Source organism: Mesorhizobium sp. A556 (assembly GCF_054489545.1).
On the sequence record NZ_JBTMXA010000004.1, the window covers coordinates 226,939 to 242,211 of the forward strand.

Annotated in this window: 15 protein-coding genes; 1 reads left to right on the forward strand and 14 read right to left on the reverse strand. The window is 64.2% G+C overall.

The window, feature by feature from the left end:
- Nucleotides 1–2: 2 nt before the first annotated feature.
- From dapB to ACX3P0_RS11540, 7 genes are all read right to left on the reverse strand, one after another.
- A complete protein-coding gene (gene dapB / locus ACX3P0_RS11510) occupies nt 3–815 on the reverse strand; it encodes a 4-hydroxy-tetrahydrodipicolinate reductase (RefSeq protein WP_459088554.1) in 813 nt (270 codons plus the stop codon).
- Nucleotides 812–2,686, reverse strand: a complete 1,875-nt coding sequence (locus ACX3P0_RS11515; protein WP_459077546.1) for an ABC transporter ATP-binding protein — start codon at nt 2,684–2,686, stop codon at nt 812–814. Before ACX3P0_RS11515 ends, dapB begins: the two co-directional genes overlap by 4 nt.
- A 93-nt stretch (nt 2,687–2,779) precedes the next feature.
- Complete coding sequence (locus ACX3P0_RS11520) at nt 2,780–3,814, reverse strand: glucokinase (RefSeq protein WP_459088556.1); 1,035 nt, start codon at nt 3,812–3,814, stop codon at nt 2,780–2,782.
- Between the two features lie 158 nt (nt 3,815–3,972).
- Nucleotides 3,973–5,055 (reverse strand): penicillin-insensitive murein endopeptidase, encoded by a 1,083-nt coding sequence (gene mepA, locus ACX3P0_RS11525; RefSeq protein WP_459088558.1) that lies wholly within the window; start codon nt 5,053–5,055, stop codon nt 3,973–3,975.
- Nucleotides 5,056–5,108: 53 nt separating this feature from the next.
- Entirely contained in the window at nt 5,109–6,008 is a 900-nt protein-coding gene (locus ACX3P0_RS11530; protein WP_459088560.1) for an SDR family oxidoreductase, read from the reverse strand.
- A complete protein-coding gene (gene queG, locus ACX3P0_RS11535; RefSeq protein ID WP_459088562.1) occupies nt 6,005–7,171 on the reverse strand; it encodes a tRNA epoxyqueuosine(34) reductase QueG in 1,167 nt (388 codons plus the stop codon). The genes ACX3P0_RS11530 and queG overlap by 4 nt, the downstream gene beginning before the upstream one ends.
- A complete protein-coding gene (locus ACX3P0_RS11540) occupies nt 7,152–7,844 on the reverse strand; it encodes a glutathione S-transferase family protein (RefSeq protein ID WP_459088564.1) in 693 nt (230 codons plus the stop codon). Before ACX3P0_RS11540 ends, queG begins: the two co-directional genes overlap by 20 nt.
- Nucleotides 7,845–7,983: 139 nt before the next feature.
- Here ACX3P0_RS11540 and ACX3P0_RS11545 point away from each other — a divergent pair, with 139 nt between their 5' ends.
- Nucleotides 7,984–8,790: an undecaprenyl-diphosphate phosphatase gene (locus ACX3P0_RS11545; protein WP_459077552.1), complete on the forward strand. Its 807-nt coding sequence runs from the start codon at nt 7,984–7,986 to the stop codon at nt 8,788–8,790.
- A 252-nt stretch (nt 8,791–9,042) separates the two neighbouring features.
- Here ACX3P0_RS11545 and ACX3P0_RS11550 read toward each other — a convergent pair whose 3' ends face one another.
- The 7 genes from ACX3P0_RS11550 to ACX3P0_RS11580 form a co-directional block, all read right to left on the reverse strand.
- Nucleotides 9,043–10,017 carry a complex I NDUFA9 subunit family protein gene (locus tag ACX3P0_RS11550; protein WP_459088566.1) on the reverse strand — a complete coding sequence of 325 codons (975 nt, stop codon included), beginning with the start codon at nt 10,015–10,017 and terminating at the stop codon, nt 9,043–9,045.
- A 122-nt stretch (nt 10,018–10,139) separates the two neighbouring features.
- Nucleotides 10,140–10,586, reverse strand: a complete 447-nt coding sequence (locus ACX3P0_RS11555; protein WP_459077554.1) for a DoxX family protein — start codon at nt 10,584–10,586, stop codon at nt 10,140–10,142.
- A gap of 107 nt (nt 10,587–10,693) precedes the next feature.
- A complete protein-coding gene (locus ACX3P0_RS11560) occupies nt 10,694–11,692 on the reverse strand; it encodes an Ldh family oxidoreductase (protein WP_459088568.1) in 999 nt (332 codons plus the stop codon).
- 28 nt (nt 11,693–11,720) lie between these two features.
- Nucleotides 11,721–12,533 (reverse strand): ABC transporter permease, encoded by an 813-nt coding sequence (locus tag ACX3P0_RS11565; protein ID WP_459088570.1) that lies wholly within the window; start codon nt 12,531–12,533, stop codon nt 11,721–11,723.
- Nucleotides 12,533–13,243: an ABC transporter permease gene (locus ACX3P0_RS11570; protein WP_459088749.1), complete on the reverse strand. Its 711-nt coding sequence runs from the start codon at nt 13,241–13,243 to the stop codon at nt 12,533–12,535. Before ACX3P0_RS11570 ends, ACX3P0_RS11565 begins: the two co-directional genes overlap by 1 nt.
- A gap of 200 nt (nt 13,244–13,443) precedes the next feature.
- Entirely contained in the window at nt 13,444–14,241 is a 798-nt protein-coding gene (locus ACX3P0_RS11575; RefSeq protein ID WP_459088572.1) for a transporter substrate-binding domain-containing protein, read from the reverse strand.
- 45 nt (nt 14,242–14,286) lie between these two features.
- Complete coding sequence (locus tag ACX3P0_RS11580; RefSeq protein ID WP_459077558.1) at nt 14,287–15,099, reverse strand: ABC transporter ATP-binding protein; 813 nt, start codon at nt 15,097–15,099, stop codon at nt 14,287–14,289.
- Between the last annotated feature and the right edge of the window lie 174 nt (nt 15,100–15,273).

Here is a 15,273-nt window from a genome sequence, read left to right on the forward strand (position 1 = left end):
TTTCAGCCCAGGCCGAGCACGTCGCGCATGGAATAAAGGCCGGGCTTCCTGCCCTGCGCCCAAAGTGCCGCCTTGATTGCGCCCCGCGCGAAGATTGCCCGGTCGCCGGCATGGTGGGCAAGGGTAATGGTTTCGCCGGTTCCAGCCAACAGCACGGAGTGGTCGCCGACCACCGAGCCGCCGCGCAGTGTCGCGAAGCCGATCGAGCCGGTTTTTCGCGCGCCCGTATGACCGTCGCGCACACGCACATCGTTGCCGGGAAGCGGGACGGCCCGGCCTGCGGCGGCCGCTTCGCCGAGCAGCAGCGCCGTGCCGGACGGCGCGTCGACCTTGTGCCGGTGGTGCATTTCCAGGATTTCGATGTCGAAATCGTCCGCATCCAGCGCGGCGGCGGCCTGTTCCACCAGCGCCGCGAGCAGATTGACGCCGAGGCTCATATTGCCCGACTTGACGATGGTGGCGTGGCGCGCGGCGGCGGCGATGCTGGCGTCGTCCTCGGTCGAACAGCCGGTGGTGCCGATGACGTGGACGATGCGGGCCTGCGCGGCATAGCCGGCAAATTCCACGCTGGACGCCGGCGCGGTGAAGTCGACAACGCCGTCCGCTTTGGCGAAGACGGGTAGCGGGTCATCGCCGATGATGATGCCGTTCGCGCCGGTCCCGGCAAGTTCGCCTGCATCCTTGCCAAGCGCCGGCGAGCCGGCCCTTTCGACGGCTCCGCCGAGGCGCACGCCCGGCATTTCGGCAAGGGTGCGGATCAAGGTCTGGCCCATGCGGCCCCCAGCACCCACGACCACCAGTTCCATGTCGCTCATGCTTTTTTCTCGTTCTCCTGCTGTTCACGCGCCGGCTGCTGTGCAGCGGTCTCGCCGGCCGAGACCTGGGCCGGCTGCCCGTCGTCGACGAGGCCTAGCCCGGTCGCGCCCTGCAAGCGGTGGAAACGTGCGTAAATGCTGTGTGGCCGTGCCATCAGCGACTTATGCGTGCCTTCTTCGACCAGCCTGCCTTCCTCGAGAACGAGGATGTTATCGGCGTTGACGACCGTTGAAAGCCGGTGCGCGATGACGATGGTGGTGCGCCCCTGCATGATTTCGGTCAGCGCATCCTGCACCCGCGCTTCCGATTCATTGTCCAGCGCCGATGTCGCCTCGTCCAGCAAAAGCACCGGCGCCTGCCGCACGATGGCGCGCGCAATCGACACGCGCTGGCGCTGCCCGCCCGACAGCGTCGCGCCGTTTTCGCCGACCGGCGTGTCGTAGCCCTGCGGCTGCTGGCGGATGAATTCGTCGGCCGCCGCCTGGTGTGCGGCCAGTTCGATTTCGGCGTCGCTCGCCTCAAGCCGCCCATAGCGAATATTGTCGCGGATGGTGCCTTCGAACAGGTAGGGTTGCTGCGAGACATAGGCGAGCGATTGGCGAAGCGACCGCTTGGTTACCTTCGAAATGTCCTGGCCATCGATCTCGATGGAGCCAGACTCGACGTCGTAAAAGCGTTGCAGCAAGGCCACCAGCGTCGATTTGCCGGCTCCCGAAGCTCCGACGATGGCGGTCGTCTTGCCGGCAGCGGCGACGAAGCTCAAGCTCCGCAGCACTGGCACCTCCGGCGCATAGCTGAAGGACACATCCGTGAAGCGGACCTCGCCCTTGCCGACCTGGATTGCGGGCGCGTCCGGTGCGTCGCCCTGCTGCGGCTTGAGGTCGAGCAATTCGTAGATCATGCGCGCATTGACCAGCGAACGCTCCATGTTGACCTGAACGCGGGCGAGCCGCCGTGCCGGATCGTAGGCGAGCAGCAACGCTGAAATGAACGAGAATATCGCGCCCGGCGGGTGGCCGCCGGCGGTGGCGCGGTAGCCCGCATAGCCGATGACGCCGGCGACGGCGAAGCCGGCCAGAATTTCGGCGATCGGCGTCAACCGTTCCGACACGCGGGCGATCCGGTTGGCCTTCTGCTCGGCCTCGCCGACGAGGATGCTGATGCGGCGCGCCAGCTCTTCCTCCATGGTGAAGGCCTTGACGATGGCGATGCCCTGCGTCGCCTCCTGCATGGCGCCGATCAGGTGCGAGTTGATCTGCACAGCCTCGCGCGTGGCGCGGCGCAGCCGGCGCATGAGATAGGAGACGGAGTAGACCAAGGGCGGGCCGATCAGCAGCGACATCGCAGCCAGCAGCGGGTCCTGCGCGATCATGACCCCGACCAAAGCAATCAGCGATACCGCGTCGCGCGCGATCGAGGTCAGCGTCATGCCGAGCAGGTCGCGGATGCCGTTGACGTTCTCGTTGATCTGGGCGGCAAGCCGGCCCGAGCGCGTGTCGTTGAAGTAGCCGACGCCCAGCTTCATCACATGGTCGAAGATGCGGCGCTGGTAGCGCGCGACCAGATTGTTGCCGATCTTGGCCAGCGTTACCGCCTGGCCGTAGGAGGCAAGCCCGCGAATGACGAAGGCGGCCATGATCGTCGCGCAGATCAGCAGGATCAGGTCGCTGCGCTGGCGATAGAAAATCTCGTCGATCACGTCGCGCATAATCCAGGCGGTGAACGCCGTCGTTCCCGCCACCAGCACCAGGCACAAGATGGCAAGCGCGTAGTACCACGCATATTCGCGGCCGTTCTCGGCAAGGATGCGGCGAATGACCGCCACGATCTCGCTGGGCTGGGCCCTGTGCTTTTCGGTATCTGCTTTCAACGAGCCATTCCGCGATTGCCGGCGCTGCCTGTTTGAAGCCCCACCTTCCGGTGCACCTCATAGCGGCAGGAGGCCGGCTTGCCTATGGAAACTTCAGGCCAGAGCCGTTCTCCAGCGTCGTCCCCTCGTCTCGACGCCGAAAAGGGAGGGAATGCGCGCATAGGCGGCGAGGCCGGCCAGGGCCGCCAGCGGCTGCGTGATGACGTAAACCGGCATGGTCCCCATCAGAGCGCGATGGGGGGCCTTGTCTTCGAATGCGGCGCGAAAATTACCGTCCTTCAGAGCAGGCAGGATTTTCTGGGCGATGCCGCCGGTCAGGAAAACGCCGCCCCGGCTCATGAACACCAAGGCCAGATCGCCTGCGGTGCGTCCCAGGCAGGCGGTAAAGATCGACAGCGCCTCCTGCGCCACCGGGTCGGTTTTAGCCAGCGCGGCAGCGGTGATTTCGGCCGGCTGGTCAAGCGGCGAAGGCTTGCCGTCTGCAACCGCCACGGCCCGATAGACGTTGACCAGCCCGCGCCCGCACAAAATCTGCTCGCCGGAAATGCGACTTTCCAGTTTCTCGATATGCGGGAACACCTCGAAATCGCGCGTGGTGCGCGGACCTATATCCATATGGCCGCCCTCGCCGGGAACGGGTATCCAGCGCCCGCCCGAATGGATCAGCCCGGCAACGCCAAGGCCGGTTCCGGGGCCGAGCACGACGCGCCCGGCATTCGGTTCCGGCGCGCCGCCGCCGATCTTTTCCATATGTTCTTCGCCCAGCGCCACGACCGCCAGCGCCTGCGCCTCGAAATCGTTGAGCACGACGATGTCGCTCAAGCCCAGATTGGCGAGCATCTGCTTCGGCTTGACGATCCACGGACAATTGGTGAGCGGGATTTCGTCGCTTTCGACGGGGCCGGCAACGGCCAGAACGGCCGAGTTCGGGCGCACGGGCGCATGATCGAGCACCGCGGACCGGATCGCCTCGTCGATGGTGTCGAAACTGGCCGTTCGCACGATGATAGGCTCGGAGGCTTCCGTCACCGCGTCGAAGACGATGGAGAAACGGGCATTGGTGCCGCCGATGTCGCCGATCAGGATCGGAAACCGCAATGGCGTTTCGATGTCGCTGGTGGCCGGCATGTAGTGTCCTGATCGTTCCGATTTTCAAATGGCGGTCGGCCATGATGGCGAAAGAGGCTTATGCAGGATCGCCGCCGCGCGCAATGGCGAAACGAGCACCGCGCGCCCTATAAACAGCGCCAAAAACACCGCGTGAATCGATTGAATGCCGATTGGCCCTAATGGCCGGGGCGGGGCAGCGGCAACGGAATGCCGATCTCCGGAGTCGGGGCAAAAGCGCTGGCGCTGAACGGGATAGGCGCGGCGGCTTCGATGGCCGCGCGAACCGTCGTGGTCGGGGCCGCGGCAACCGCCGGCGCGCCGCCGACGCCATGGTAGGTGACCGCTTCCGCAGACACCGGGCTTGGCGCGTCGAGCACGGCCTGGCATTGCTTCGGCAGGTTGGCCATGGTCATCAGGTCGCGTGCCTTCGGCGCATCGGGGTTCTTGTTGGGCCGCCATGGCTCCTCGGTGAACCACCATGCCAGCGGCTTGCCGCAACCGTCGTCCATCGGCGTCGCCTGCTGCGGCTTGCAGGAAGGAGAACCCGGCTGGCAGCCGATGCGGATATGGAAATGATAGTCATGGCCCCAGAACGGCCGGATCTTGTGCAGCCAGGAACGGTCGCCGGTCACCGTATCGCACAGCTTCTTCTTGATGCCGGGATTGACCAGGATGCGTTCGACTTCCGGATAGCTCGCCGCTTGCCGGAGCAGGCGCGCATAAACCGGGTTCCAGATATTTTCCTTAACACGGTGCGTCTTTTCGTTGACCAGCGAAACGGCGCTCATGTTCTCGCGCTCGCTGATTGACAGGCGGCGGTCGGGCATCGGCGTGAACCAGATGTCGGCATCGAGCCCGATCTGGTGCGAGGCATGGCCCGTCAGCATCGGGCCGCCGCGCGGCTGCGAAATATCGCCCAGCAGCAGGCCCGGCCAGCCGATGGCGACCGCGTCCCGCGACAGCTTTTCGATGAGGGCGATCATGGTCGGATGGCCCCAGCGGCGATTGCGCGATGGCCGCATCGCCTGCCAGGTCGGGCCGTCGGTGGCGATCGCCATGCCGCCGGCAAAACACCCCTTGGAATAGAAACCGAAGGATTGCGGCGCCGCCACCGCCGGCAGTCTCTTGGCGCCGAACAGGTCCTTGGCCTTTTCCGCCGCCGCCGAGGGCTGCGCGCCAAGCGCCAGAAGCGCCACAATCGCGATCAGGCCGGCCAGCAGGCGACCGCCACGACGAAAACAGGGCTGGATTTTTCTCATCACGGACCTTCGAGCTTTTTGCCGGACCTTGAGCCGTCGTGGTTACGCAAAACTTAACGCCGAATAGGGCTGCGTGCCGCACCGTCGTTCCAGTTGCCGTCCGCCCACATCCGGTCCAGCGCAGCGCGGTAATCGGGGAAACGGAAATGATAGCCGGTAGCCTTGATCGCCGCATTGGCCACGCGCTTGTTCTCGCCATAGAAAGAACGCGCCATGGGCGAAAGTTGGGCCGTCTCGAAGGCAATTTCAGGCGGCGGCTCGACGCCCATCAATTTTGCCGCGTAAGCCACAACATCCGGCGGCGGCGCCGGCAAATCGTCGGTGACGTTAAAGACGCCGCCGCGATTTTGCCCGGCCAAATGGCTGAGCGCGCCGCCGATGTCGTCGCGGTGGATGCGGTTGAACACCTGGCCTTGCTTGACCAGCCGCTTGGCGGTGCCGTTCTGCAAATTGACGAAGGCATTGCGACCCGGCCCGTAAATGCCCGACAGGCGCAGCACCGCGACCGACCGGCCGATTTCCCGCCCGAGCGCCAGCCATTCCAGCTCGGCCGCCACCCGCATGACGGATCGGCGCGACTGCGGCCGGCATTCGGCGGCCTCGTCGACCCACCCGCCGCCATGGTCGCCATAGACGCCGACCGTCGACAGATAACCGATCCAAGTCAGCGCCGGCATGTTTTTCGCGATGGCTTCACGCGCCGCATTCAGTACCGGATCGCCGGCTTCCTCGGGCGCGGTGGAGATGACGAGATGGGTGGTTTCGCGAAGCGCTGCCGCGATCTCTGGCGTCAGAGAACCGTTGAAAAGCAATGGCGCGATGCCGGCCTGCCGCAGCGCATCGAATTTTTCCGGCGAGCGCGTCGTGCCGACAATCGTCGCACTGGGGCTAGCCTGTGCAAACGCTTGGCCGGAATAACCCGCTCCGAAAATGAATATCTTTTCCCGACTCATGCCTGGCTTTCCATCTCGATTTGGCCCGGAATGACCGGAAGCCATTCGCTGCGCACGTCGTCGTCGCTTTCGGTGCGCAGGGCCACTTTGGCAAGATCGGAAAATTCGCCATCCGGCACAAGCCGCGACAGCGCCCAGATGGCCGCGCCGCGCACCAGCGGCGACGGATCGGCAAGCAGGGCGCGCACAGTAGGGACGAGCGAAGCGTCTGTGGAATTGCCCGCCGCGATCAGAACATTGCGCAAAAAACGGTCACGGCCGATGCGCTTGACCGGGGAACCGGAGAAAAAGCTGCGAAACGAAGCATCGTCCAGCCGCAAAAGCTCGGCCAGCGCCGGTTCGCGCAGATCGTCGCGGGCGGCCAGCTTCGCCTCCGATGCGGCGTGGGCGAACTTGTTCCACGGGCAGGCGGCAAGACAATCGTCGCAGCCATAGATGCGATTGCCGATGGCCTGCCTGAATTCCAGCGGGATCGGCCCCTTGTTCTCGATGGTGAGGTAGGAGATGCAGCGCCGCGCATCGAGCTTGTAGGGCGCGGGAAAGGCATTCGTCGGGCAAGCGTCGAGGCAGGCGCGGCACGAACCGCAATGGTCGATTTCCGGCGCGCCCGGCTCCAGTTCGGCCGTGGTGAAAATCGTGCCGAGGAACAGCCACGAACCATGCTCGCGGCTGACCAGATTGGTGTGCTTGCCCTGCCAGCCAAGGCCGGCGGCCCCCGCCAACGGCTTTTCCATGATGGGCGCGGTATCGACGAACACCTTTACGTCGCCGCCGGCCCTGGCGACGAGCTTGCCGGCGATCTCCTTCAGCCGGCCTTTCATCACGTCGTGGTAATCGCGGTTTTGCGCATAGACCGAAATCGCGCCGCTGCTCTTTTGGCCGAGGATTTCGCGGGGGTCGTGGTCGGGCGCGTAGTTCATGGCCAAAACGACGATGGAGCGCACTTCCGGCCATAGCGTGGAGGGGCTGCTGCGGCGCTCCAGCGTCTCTTCGATCCAGCCCATCGAGCCATGGAAGCCGGCATCGACGAATTCGGCAAGCCGCGCTGGCGCCATCGGGATGGCATCGGGCGTGGTGACGGCGACGGCATCGAAACCGGCAGCCTGCGCCTCGCGGTCGATCAGCGCGCGAAGCTTGGTCGGATCAGAAATCGAGGTCCGCATAGTGCGACACCGGGGTTAGGCCGCGCACGCGGTCGGCCAAAAGCGGCCGGAACGATGGCCGCGACTTGACGCGCGTGTACCATTCGCGCGCGGCATTATGCTCGCGCCAGTCGATTTCGCCGAGATAGTCGAGCACCGACAGCGCCGCTGCCGCGGCCAGGTCGGCATAGGTGATCCTGCCGCCGGCCAGCCACGGCCGGGTGCCGGCCAGCCAGTTGGTGTATTTCATGTGCTGGCGGATATTGGCCCGAGCCGCCCGGATCGCGGCCGAATCCGGAGAGCCGCCGCCCGACGCTTCGGGCATGACCGGCTTCAGCACGCGTTCGCGCACCAGATGCCGCGTGATTTCGCTGTCGGCCTTGTTGAGATACCAGTCGGTCAGCCGGCGAATTTCGGCGCGGTCCATCGGGTCTTCGGCAAACAGCCGCTTCTCGCGCTTCAGCACGCCGCGCGTTTCATCGAGATATTCGGCGATGACGCTGGCGCCGACGATCGGCACGTCTCCTTCGGCCAGCAGGATGGGCAGCGTGCCCGCCGGATTGAGCGCCAGAAACTCCTTGCGCCGCGTCCACGGCTTTTCCTCGATCAACGCCAGTTCCTCGCCATACTCGCCGAAGGCGAGGCGGACGAAGCGGCAGGAGGCGAACATCGGGTGATGAAAAAGCGTCAGCATGGTCCAGCGGTGAAAAAAGCGCTCTGGCGAATCGCCGCTCGCGCCGGTAAGTGTTGTCCGCCCGATCTGAGGGCGGTCATGTCCAGCGACCTATAGGGTTAGTTCCGCGCCATGACAAGCAAGCCGTGATCGAGGTTCCATGGAAACCCATACCATCGTTGAAGCGCTGCTGCTCGGCCTGATCGAAGGGTTGACGGAGTTCATCCCGGTATCCTCGACGGGGCATATCCTGCTCGCCGGGCACTTTCTCGGCTTCGAATCGACCGGCAAGGCGTTCGAAATCCTCATCCAGTTGGGCGCGATCCTGGCTATCCTCAGCCTCTATTTCCAGCGCCTGTGGAAGATGCTGGTCGATTTTCGGCATGATCGGCTGACACGGCACTTTGTCCTCGGCATCGTGCTGGCGTTTCTGCCGGCAGCGATCATCGGCGCGCTTGCGCATGATTTCATCAAGACGGTGCTGTTCGAATCGCCAAAGCTGATCTGCACCATGCTGATCATCGGCGGCGTCGTGCTGCTTTGGGTGGACCGCATGGACCTCAAGCCGATCTATCGCGACGTCGAGCGCTTCCCGCTCCGGCGCTATATCGAGATCGGCCTGTTCCAGTGCCTCGCCATGATACCCGGAACCTCGCGCTCCGGCGCAACCATCGTAGGCGCCATGCTGTTGGGCGTCGAAAAGCGGGCGGCGGCCGAATTTTCCTTCTTCCTCGCCATGCCGACCATGCTCGGCGCTTTCACCTTCGACCTGATCAAGAACCGGAACGTGCTGACAAGCTCCGATCTTTCACTCATCGCCATCGGCTTCGTGGCGGCTTTCGTCTCGGCCCTGTTCGTCGTGCGCTTCCTGCTCGACTACGTTTCGCGCCACGGCTATTCGCTGTTCGGCTGGTGGCGGCTGATCGTCGGCGGGGTGGGGATGATCGCGCTATTGATCTGGGGCTGAGAGTCTGTTTGCAAACTCTACCCAGCCGGCCATCTGACGCAGGTTTCTGCGCTTCCGGTGCTCACGTACGGGGATGATCGCGCTGCTGGTCTGGGGTTAACGGCACCTTGGAAACCGTTTGAAAAATCGTCAGGCCGAGGCGAAAACGGTGCACGGCGAGTGCCGGAGCGGAGCGTACTTTAAGTACGTGAGCACCGGAGTGCAGCCGAGCGCCGTTTGCAGCCCGGTCTCACGAGATTTTCAAACGGTTTCCTAAGCCGCGGGCTTGCGCTGGAATTGTCCGGCGGCGCGGAAACGCCACAGATAGCTGGGCAGGATGGTGCCGATGGCCTGCGGCTGGATGCCAAGTCCCGCCAGCGTCCGGCCTTCCGCGGCGGCGGCCGCGGAAACGACGTTGTGCGAACGCAGTTGCGTCACCTGGTCCCGCGTAAGAAGAGGGTTCGGCAAAAGGCCGAGGATTGAGGCCTGGACGTTGGCGACCCACCACGGCACCGGGATCAGCGGCCGCTTGCGGTGGATCACGGTCAAAAGTTCTTCCATGCACTCCTTGAAGGTGAGCACGCTTGGGCCGCCGAGTTCATAGACCTGTCCGGCCGCTGCATCGCCATCGACGGAACGGGCTACCGCCCCGGCGATGTCGGCGACATAGACCGGCTGGAAGCGGGTCTGGCCGCCGCCGATCAGCGGCAGCGCCGGCGAAATACGGGCCATGGCGGCGAACCGGTTGAAAAAAGCGTCTTCCGGTCCGAAAGCAACCGACGGCCGCAGCACGACAGCATCAGGGACGGTTTCGAACACCGCCTTTTCGCCCAGCGCCTTGGTGCGTGCATAGGACGATTCAGAATTTCGGTCGGCGCCCAGCGCCGAAACGTGGGTGAGGCCCGCGCCGACCGCGCGCGCGGCCTCGGCGACGGCGCGTGCGCCGAACTGGTGCACGGTTGTGAACCGCTGGCGGCCGCTTTCATGCAGGATGCCGACAAGGTTGACGACATGGTCTGCGCCCTGAACGGCCCGGTCGATCGACCAGCGCATGCGAAGATTGGCCTGCACCGGCTGGATCTGGCCGACATTGCCGAGCGGCTGCAAATGGCCGGCGAGATCGGGGCGGCGGCAGCCGACGCGGATGCGATAACCGCGCATGGCCAGAGCTCGCACGACATGGCGACCGATGAAGCCCGAGCCGCCGAAAACGACGACGAGCTTTGGCGTTTCCAGGATTTCGGTCATGACACGCTCCGACAAACTGCGCCCCTGTGGATCGTCAGGGGTCTGGCTGAAGCCGTTTCATAGTCGGTTTTTCGCCAAAGGCAAAGGGCGGCGACTGGTCGCCGCACCCGCTTCCCGGACAATCAGAACGCTTTGCCGAGCCGGGCGTCCACGGAATGACGATTGCCACCGCGAACGACGAAGAAGGCCATGATGGCCGCCCACAGGATCGACTTTTCGGCGCCGGAAAAACCCTGACCCATCGTGACCCAATGAAACCACACCGTGACCAGCAGGACGATCATGCCGGCGAAGGCGGCGGGCCGAGTCAACAGGCCGAGCGCCAGCAGAATGCCGCCGAAGAATTCGGTGACTGCCAGCAAGGGCGACCAGAAGACGCCGGGATAGAAGCCGAGGCCTTCGACCATTTCGGCAGCGCCGAACGGATTGCCGATCTTCGACGAGCCGTGAACGGCGAGAATGCCGCCGGCGACGACACGAAGCAGCGTCTCGGCGCTGTCGTGCAGCTTTGCGTAGACGCAGCCAAGGACGGGTACGATCAGGCGTTCACGGGAATTTTCGGACGTCATCGGTAAAATATCTCCTTTGCTGAGGAGCCGAACGACTCGATCCGCTCGCTCACAGTCAAATGAACATTAGTTGATCGAGGCGCCTATTCTCTAACGGAATGCGCCGTTCAGGCCGAATAGCGGGCCGCGAATTCCGAAATGCGCTGCACGACATCCTTTGAGACAGTCAGGCCATGCAAGGCCGCCCGTTGCGAGGCTTCCACGCCGGCGCGACCCGGCAGATGCACGCCGTGCCCCCGCAAGCGCTCGAGCTGATCCGCCATGCGCTGCTCGAAATCCGCGTCGAGCAGTTTTGGCTCGATGGCGAGGATGAACAGGCCGCTGCCGGGGCTTTGCGAACCATCGGCGAAGGAAGGCGCGTCGAGCGACCAGTTCGCGCCCGACAGACCTGCCGCCAACACTTCCACCATCAGCGCGATATTGGCCCCGCGGTTGCCGCCGAAAGCCAGCAGCGCGCCCTTCATGGCCTGCGCCGGATCGGTGGTCGGGTTGCCGAGGGCGTCGAGCGCAAAACCTTCGGGGATTTTTTCGCACGCCTCAGCCGCCTTGCGGATGGTGACGAAGGCGGCGGCACTCGAGGCCTGGTCGATGACCAGCGGCGTGCCATCGGCGGCAGGTGCTGCAAACGACATCGGGTTGGTGCAATAGACCGGCCTGATCGATCCCGCCCCGGCAAGCAGCGCCAGCCCGTTGGTGGCCGCGAAGGAAACCAGCCCCCGTTCGGCCAGCCGCCGGGTGAAATAGCCGAGCGCGCCGCAGGTATAGGCGTTATTCTGCGAAAAGATGGCGACACCGAACAGCCGGGCCGCCTTGGCGAGATCGTCAATGGTGCGGTCGAAGGCGGTATGGGCAATGCCGCCCTTGGCATCCGACAGATAGAGCGCCAGCGCGGGCCTCGTCACGACGGGATCGGCCTTGCCGTCGATACGGCCCGCCTCCAGCGCATCGAGATAATCGATGAAATGCGAAAGCCCGACTGCGGTATTGCCCTCGACTTCCGCCGTCACGGTCGCCGACGCCAGCGATTGCGCCGCCTCGTCGCCAGCGCCGGCCCCCAGCGCCGCCATGCGGCACAGGCCGGTTGCCTGATCGAGACTGAGTTGCATGACGCGATCCTGATTTTGGATAGCGGTTCTATCCTACCCTGTTCGGCATCCGGGCTTCGATCTTGCGGAAAACGAAGACGAGGATGCCGGTGATCGCCATATAGACCACGGCAAGCAGCAGCAATGGCTCGTAGGTGATGAACGTCTCCTGCCGCACACGCGAAGCCACCGAGTAGATGTCGACCATGGTGATGGTCGCCACCAGCGGCGTCGCCTTCAATTGCAGCACGGTTTCACCGGTCAGCGTCGGCAACGCCCGGTAGAGCGCCTGCGGCAGCCAGATACGCCGGAAGGCGGTCCAGCGGGTCATGCCGAAGGCGCGGGCGGCCTCTAGCTGACCGCGCGGCACGCCGGCAAAGGCGCCGCGCATCACCTCGCCCTCGTAGCCGGCATAGGACAGCGTCAGCGCCAGCACGCCATAAGGCCAGGCCTGCCGCAGATACGGCCAAAGAAAGGATTCGCGTATCCACGGGAATTGCGGAAACAGCGAGCCCAGCCCGAAATAGAGCAGCCACAATTGCAGCAAAAGCGGCGTGCCGCGAATGATCGAGCAGAAGGCCAGCGCCGGCCCGCTGAGATATCTAGGCCCCGCCGCTTGCGCCAGCCCAAGCGGGATGGCAAGCGCGATGCCGAGCACGCAGGTGACCACCAGCAGCCATAGGGTCCGCCAGATGCCCTCCAGCGCCAGCGGCCAGTAGCGCGGCAGCCAATCCCAGCGCATGAAGAATGCCGCCGACAGCACGAGACCCAGCGCGACGGCCAGCATGACGATCCGGTGCGGCTGCAGCCACAGCGAAGCGCGCGCCGCGCGTTGGATAAGGGGATCCATGCCGGCGGACATCAGCGCGCGTCCTTGAGCGAGGGCATGCCGCGCCGCGCCCGCCGCTCGATGCGCGCGATGTAGAAATTGGAAACCAGCGACAGCGTCAGATACAAGGCGCCCGCCGCGAGAAAGAAGGTCAGATAGGCCTTGGTGGAACCGGCCGCGAGCCGGGTCGTCTGCGTCAGTTCACTGAAGCCGACGATGGCCAGAAGGGCGGTGTCCTTGGTGGCGATGAGCCATAGGTTGGAAAGGCCCGGAATGGCGAAAGGCAGCATCGCCGGCAGCGTGATGCGCCGCAGCAGCAGGCGAGGCGGCATGCCGTAGGCACGCGCCGCCTCGATCTGCCCTTGCGGGATGGCGAGGATCGCCCCGCGCAAGACTTCCGTCGAATAGGCGCCCTGCACGACACCCAGCACGCCGATGCCCGCGACAAGCCCGTTGATATCGACCGGCGCATGGCCGAACACACCCAGCAACTGGTTGATGAGGTCGGTGCCGGCATAATAGAGCAGCAGGATGAGCACCAGTTCGGGCACCGCGCGTACGACCGTCGTATAGACTTCGAACAGGTCGCGGACGACCGGGCCACCATAGAGCTTGCCATAGGCCCCGCAAATGCCGATCAACAGGCCGAGGCCGAATGCGCCCGCCGCGATCTCGATCGATTTGACGAGGCCGACCAGCAGGTTCGCGCCCCAGCCCGGAGGCGAAAGCGACAGCAGCGCCAGCGTGCTGCTTCCGAAGGCAGCGGCAAGAATGTCGTACAGGGTAGTTCCTCACGGTGTGGCATCGGATCAAAGCGCAGATGCTTTTGTGACCCGATACGAAATCAACGGAAAGTGAACGGCTGCCGGAACGGGCCGCTCAGGAAGCGACCGGCCAGCCGTCCCCTGTCGATAAAGGGGTAGCTGGCCGGCGGCCGATACCGTCAGTTGGCGGCGGGTTCGTCGCCGAAGATGTCGAAATCGAAGTACTTCTTGGTGACTTCGGCATATTTGCCGTTGGCGCGGATGGCCTTGATGGCTTCGCTGATCTTGCCGGCAAGTTCGGTGTCGCCCTTGCGCACGCCAGCGCCGACGCCGGGTCCAAGCACTTCAAGATCGGGCGCGACAGCACCCTTGAGTTCGCAGCATTCCTTGCCCTGGTCGGATTTCAGGAAGGCATCGAGCGCGATGCCATCGGCTTGAGTGGCATCGATGCGGCCGGCAACCAGATCCTGGTTGGCCTCATCCTGCGTCTGGTATTCCTTGATCTCGGCTGCGCTGTCGGCAAAGTGCTTCTTGGCATAGGCTGCGTGAACGGTGGAAACCTGAACGCCGAGGATCTTGCCCTTCAGCCCTTCGGGCGTCGCATCGAATTTCTCGGATTTCGGCCCGACGATCACGGTCGGCGTGTTGTAATATTTGTCGGAGAAGTCGATCTCCTTCTTGCGCTCGGCGGTGATCGACAGCGAATTCATGATCGTGTCGATCTTCTTCGTCTTCAGCGCCGGGATCAGGCCATCCCACGGGATCGGGGTCAGCACGCAATCAAGCTTGGCCTCGGCGCAGATCGCCATGGTGATATCCACCTCCCAGCCGGTCCAGTTGCCGGACGAATCCTGCGTGTAGAAGGGTGGATAGGCCTCCGGCGAAAAGCCGACCTTGGTCTGCTCCGCGCTCGCCGAAAATGCGCCGGTCAGCGTCATTACGGCGGCCACCGTCGCCATCTTCAGAAAAGTCTTCATTCTTCGTTCTCCCACTTTGTGACGTTCCTGTCTGTTAGCCCCAAATTATCCGATACTGCGGATGAACTGCTTCAGCCGCTCCGACTTCGGCGCGCCAAAAATCGCCTCCGGCGGCCCTTCCTCCTCGACTACCCCGTTGTAGAGATAGACGACATGCGTTGCGACCTCGCGCGCGAACTTCATCTCGTGCGTGACCAGCACCATGGTGCGGCCCTCGCGCGCCAGGTCGCCGATGACCTTGAGCACCTCGCCGACCAGTTCGGGGTCGAGCGCCGAGGTCGGCTCGTCGAACAGCATGACGCGCGGCTTGATGGCGAGCGCCCTGGCGATCGCCGCGCGCTGCTGCTGGCCGCCGGACAGATAGGCTGGATAGACGTCGCGCTTTTCGGCCAGCCCGACGCGGGCAAGCAGCTTTTCCGCCTCCGCGATGGCCTCGTCGCGCTTGACGCCCAGCACATGCACCGGAACCTCGATGACGTTGTCGATCAGCGTCATGTGGCTCCACAAATTGAAGTTCTGGAACACCATGCCGAGCTTGGAGCGGATACGTTCGATCTGCTTTCGGTCGGCGGGCTGGGTGTTGCCCTGGCTATCGGCCTTCATGCGGATTTCTTCGCCATTGACGCGAACGACGCCGCTGGTCGGGTTTTCGAGGCAGTTGATGCAGCGCAGCAAGGTCGACTTGCCCGATCCGCTGCCGCCGATGATGGCGATGACGTCGCCGTCGCGCGCGGACAGGGAAACGCCTTTCAGCACATGCAACTGGCCGAATTTCTTATGCAGATTGTCGATGTGGATGGCTTCGGGCGCATCCTGCTGCGCGCCCGGCCTCAAGGTCGTTGCCGTGCTGGACACCATCAGCGCTTCGCCGCCCCGTGGCGAGGATCAACCGGTCGTCTCTGGAATTTCCTACCCATTACCCGCCACTAGCCAGCTTTTTCTTTTCAAGATGGACCGTTCCGCTTGCCGGCGTCAACCATCGTATTTGGACCATTGATCGCACCGTGCTGCAATGGTTATTGAGCCACGGCA

What these genes read in the sequence shown, in the direction of transcription:
- queG (WP_459088562.1), bottom strand. Translation starts at nt 7,171, where the DNA reads ATGCGGACCTCGATTTCTGATCCGACCAAGCTTCGCGCGCTGATCGAC.
- ACX3P0_RS11545 (WP_459077552.1), top strand. Translation starts at nt 7,984, where the DNA reads ATGGAAACCCATACCATCGTTGAAGCGCTGCTGCTCGGCCTGATCGAA.
- mepA (WP_459088558.1), bottom strand. Translation starts at nt 5,055, where the DNA reads ATGAGAAAAATCCAGCCCTGTTTTCGTCGTGGCGGTCGCCTGCTGGCC.
- ACX3P0_RS11580 (WP_459077558.1), bottom strand. Translation starts at nt 15,099, where the DNA reads ATGGTGTCCAGCACGGCAACGACCTTGAGGCCGGGCGCGCAGCAGGAT.
- ACX3P0_RS11540 (WP_459088564.1), bottom strand. Translation starts at nt 7,844, where the DNA reads ATGCTGACGCTTTTTCATCACCCGATGTTCGCCTCCTGCCGCTTCGTC.
- ACX3P0_RS11560 (WP_459088568.1), bottom strand. Translation starts at nt 11,692, where the DNA reads ATGCAACTCAGTCTCGATCAGGCAACCGGCCTGTGCCGCATGGCGGCG.
- ACX3P0_RS11530 (WP_459088560.1), bottom strand. Translation starts at nt 6,008, where the DNA reads ATGAGTCGGGAAAAGATATTCATTTTCGGAGCGGGTTATTCCGGCCAA.
- ACX3P0_RS11550 (WP_459088566.1), bottom strand. Translation starts at nt 10,017, where the DNA reads ATGACCGAAATCCTGGAAACGCCAAAGCTCGTCGTCGTTTTCGGCGGC.
- ACX3P0_RS11575 (WP_459088572.1), bottom strand. Translation starts at nt 14,241, where the DNA reads ATGAAGACTTTTCTGAAGATGGCGACGGTGGCCGCCGTAATGACGCTG.
- ACX3P0_RS11565 (WP_459088570.1), bottom strand. Translation starts at nt 12,533, where the DNA reads ATGTCCGCCGGCATGGATCCCCTTATCCAACGCGCGGCGCGCGCTTCG.
- ACX3P0_RS11555 (WP_459077554.1), bottom strand. Translation starts at nt 10,586, where the DNA reads ATGACGTCCGAAAATTCCCGTGAACGCCTGATCGTACCCGTCCTTGGC.
- ACX3P0_RS11520 (WP_459088556.1), bottom strand. Translation starts at nt 3,814, where the DNA reads ATGCCGGCCACCAGCGACATCGAAACGCCATTGCGGTTTCCGATCCTG.
- dapB (WP_459088554.1), bottom strand. Translation starts at nt 815, where the DNA reads ATGAGCGACATGGAACTGGTGGTCGTGGGTGCTGGGGGCCGCATGGGC.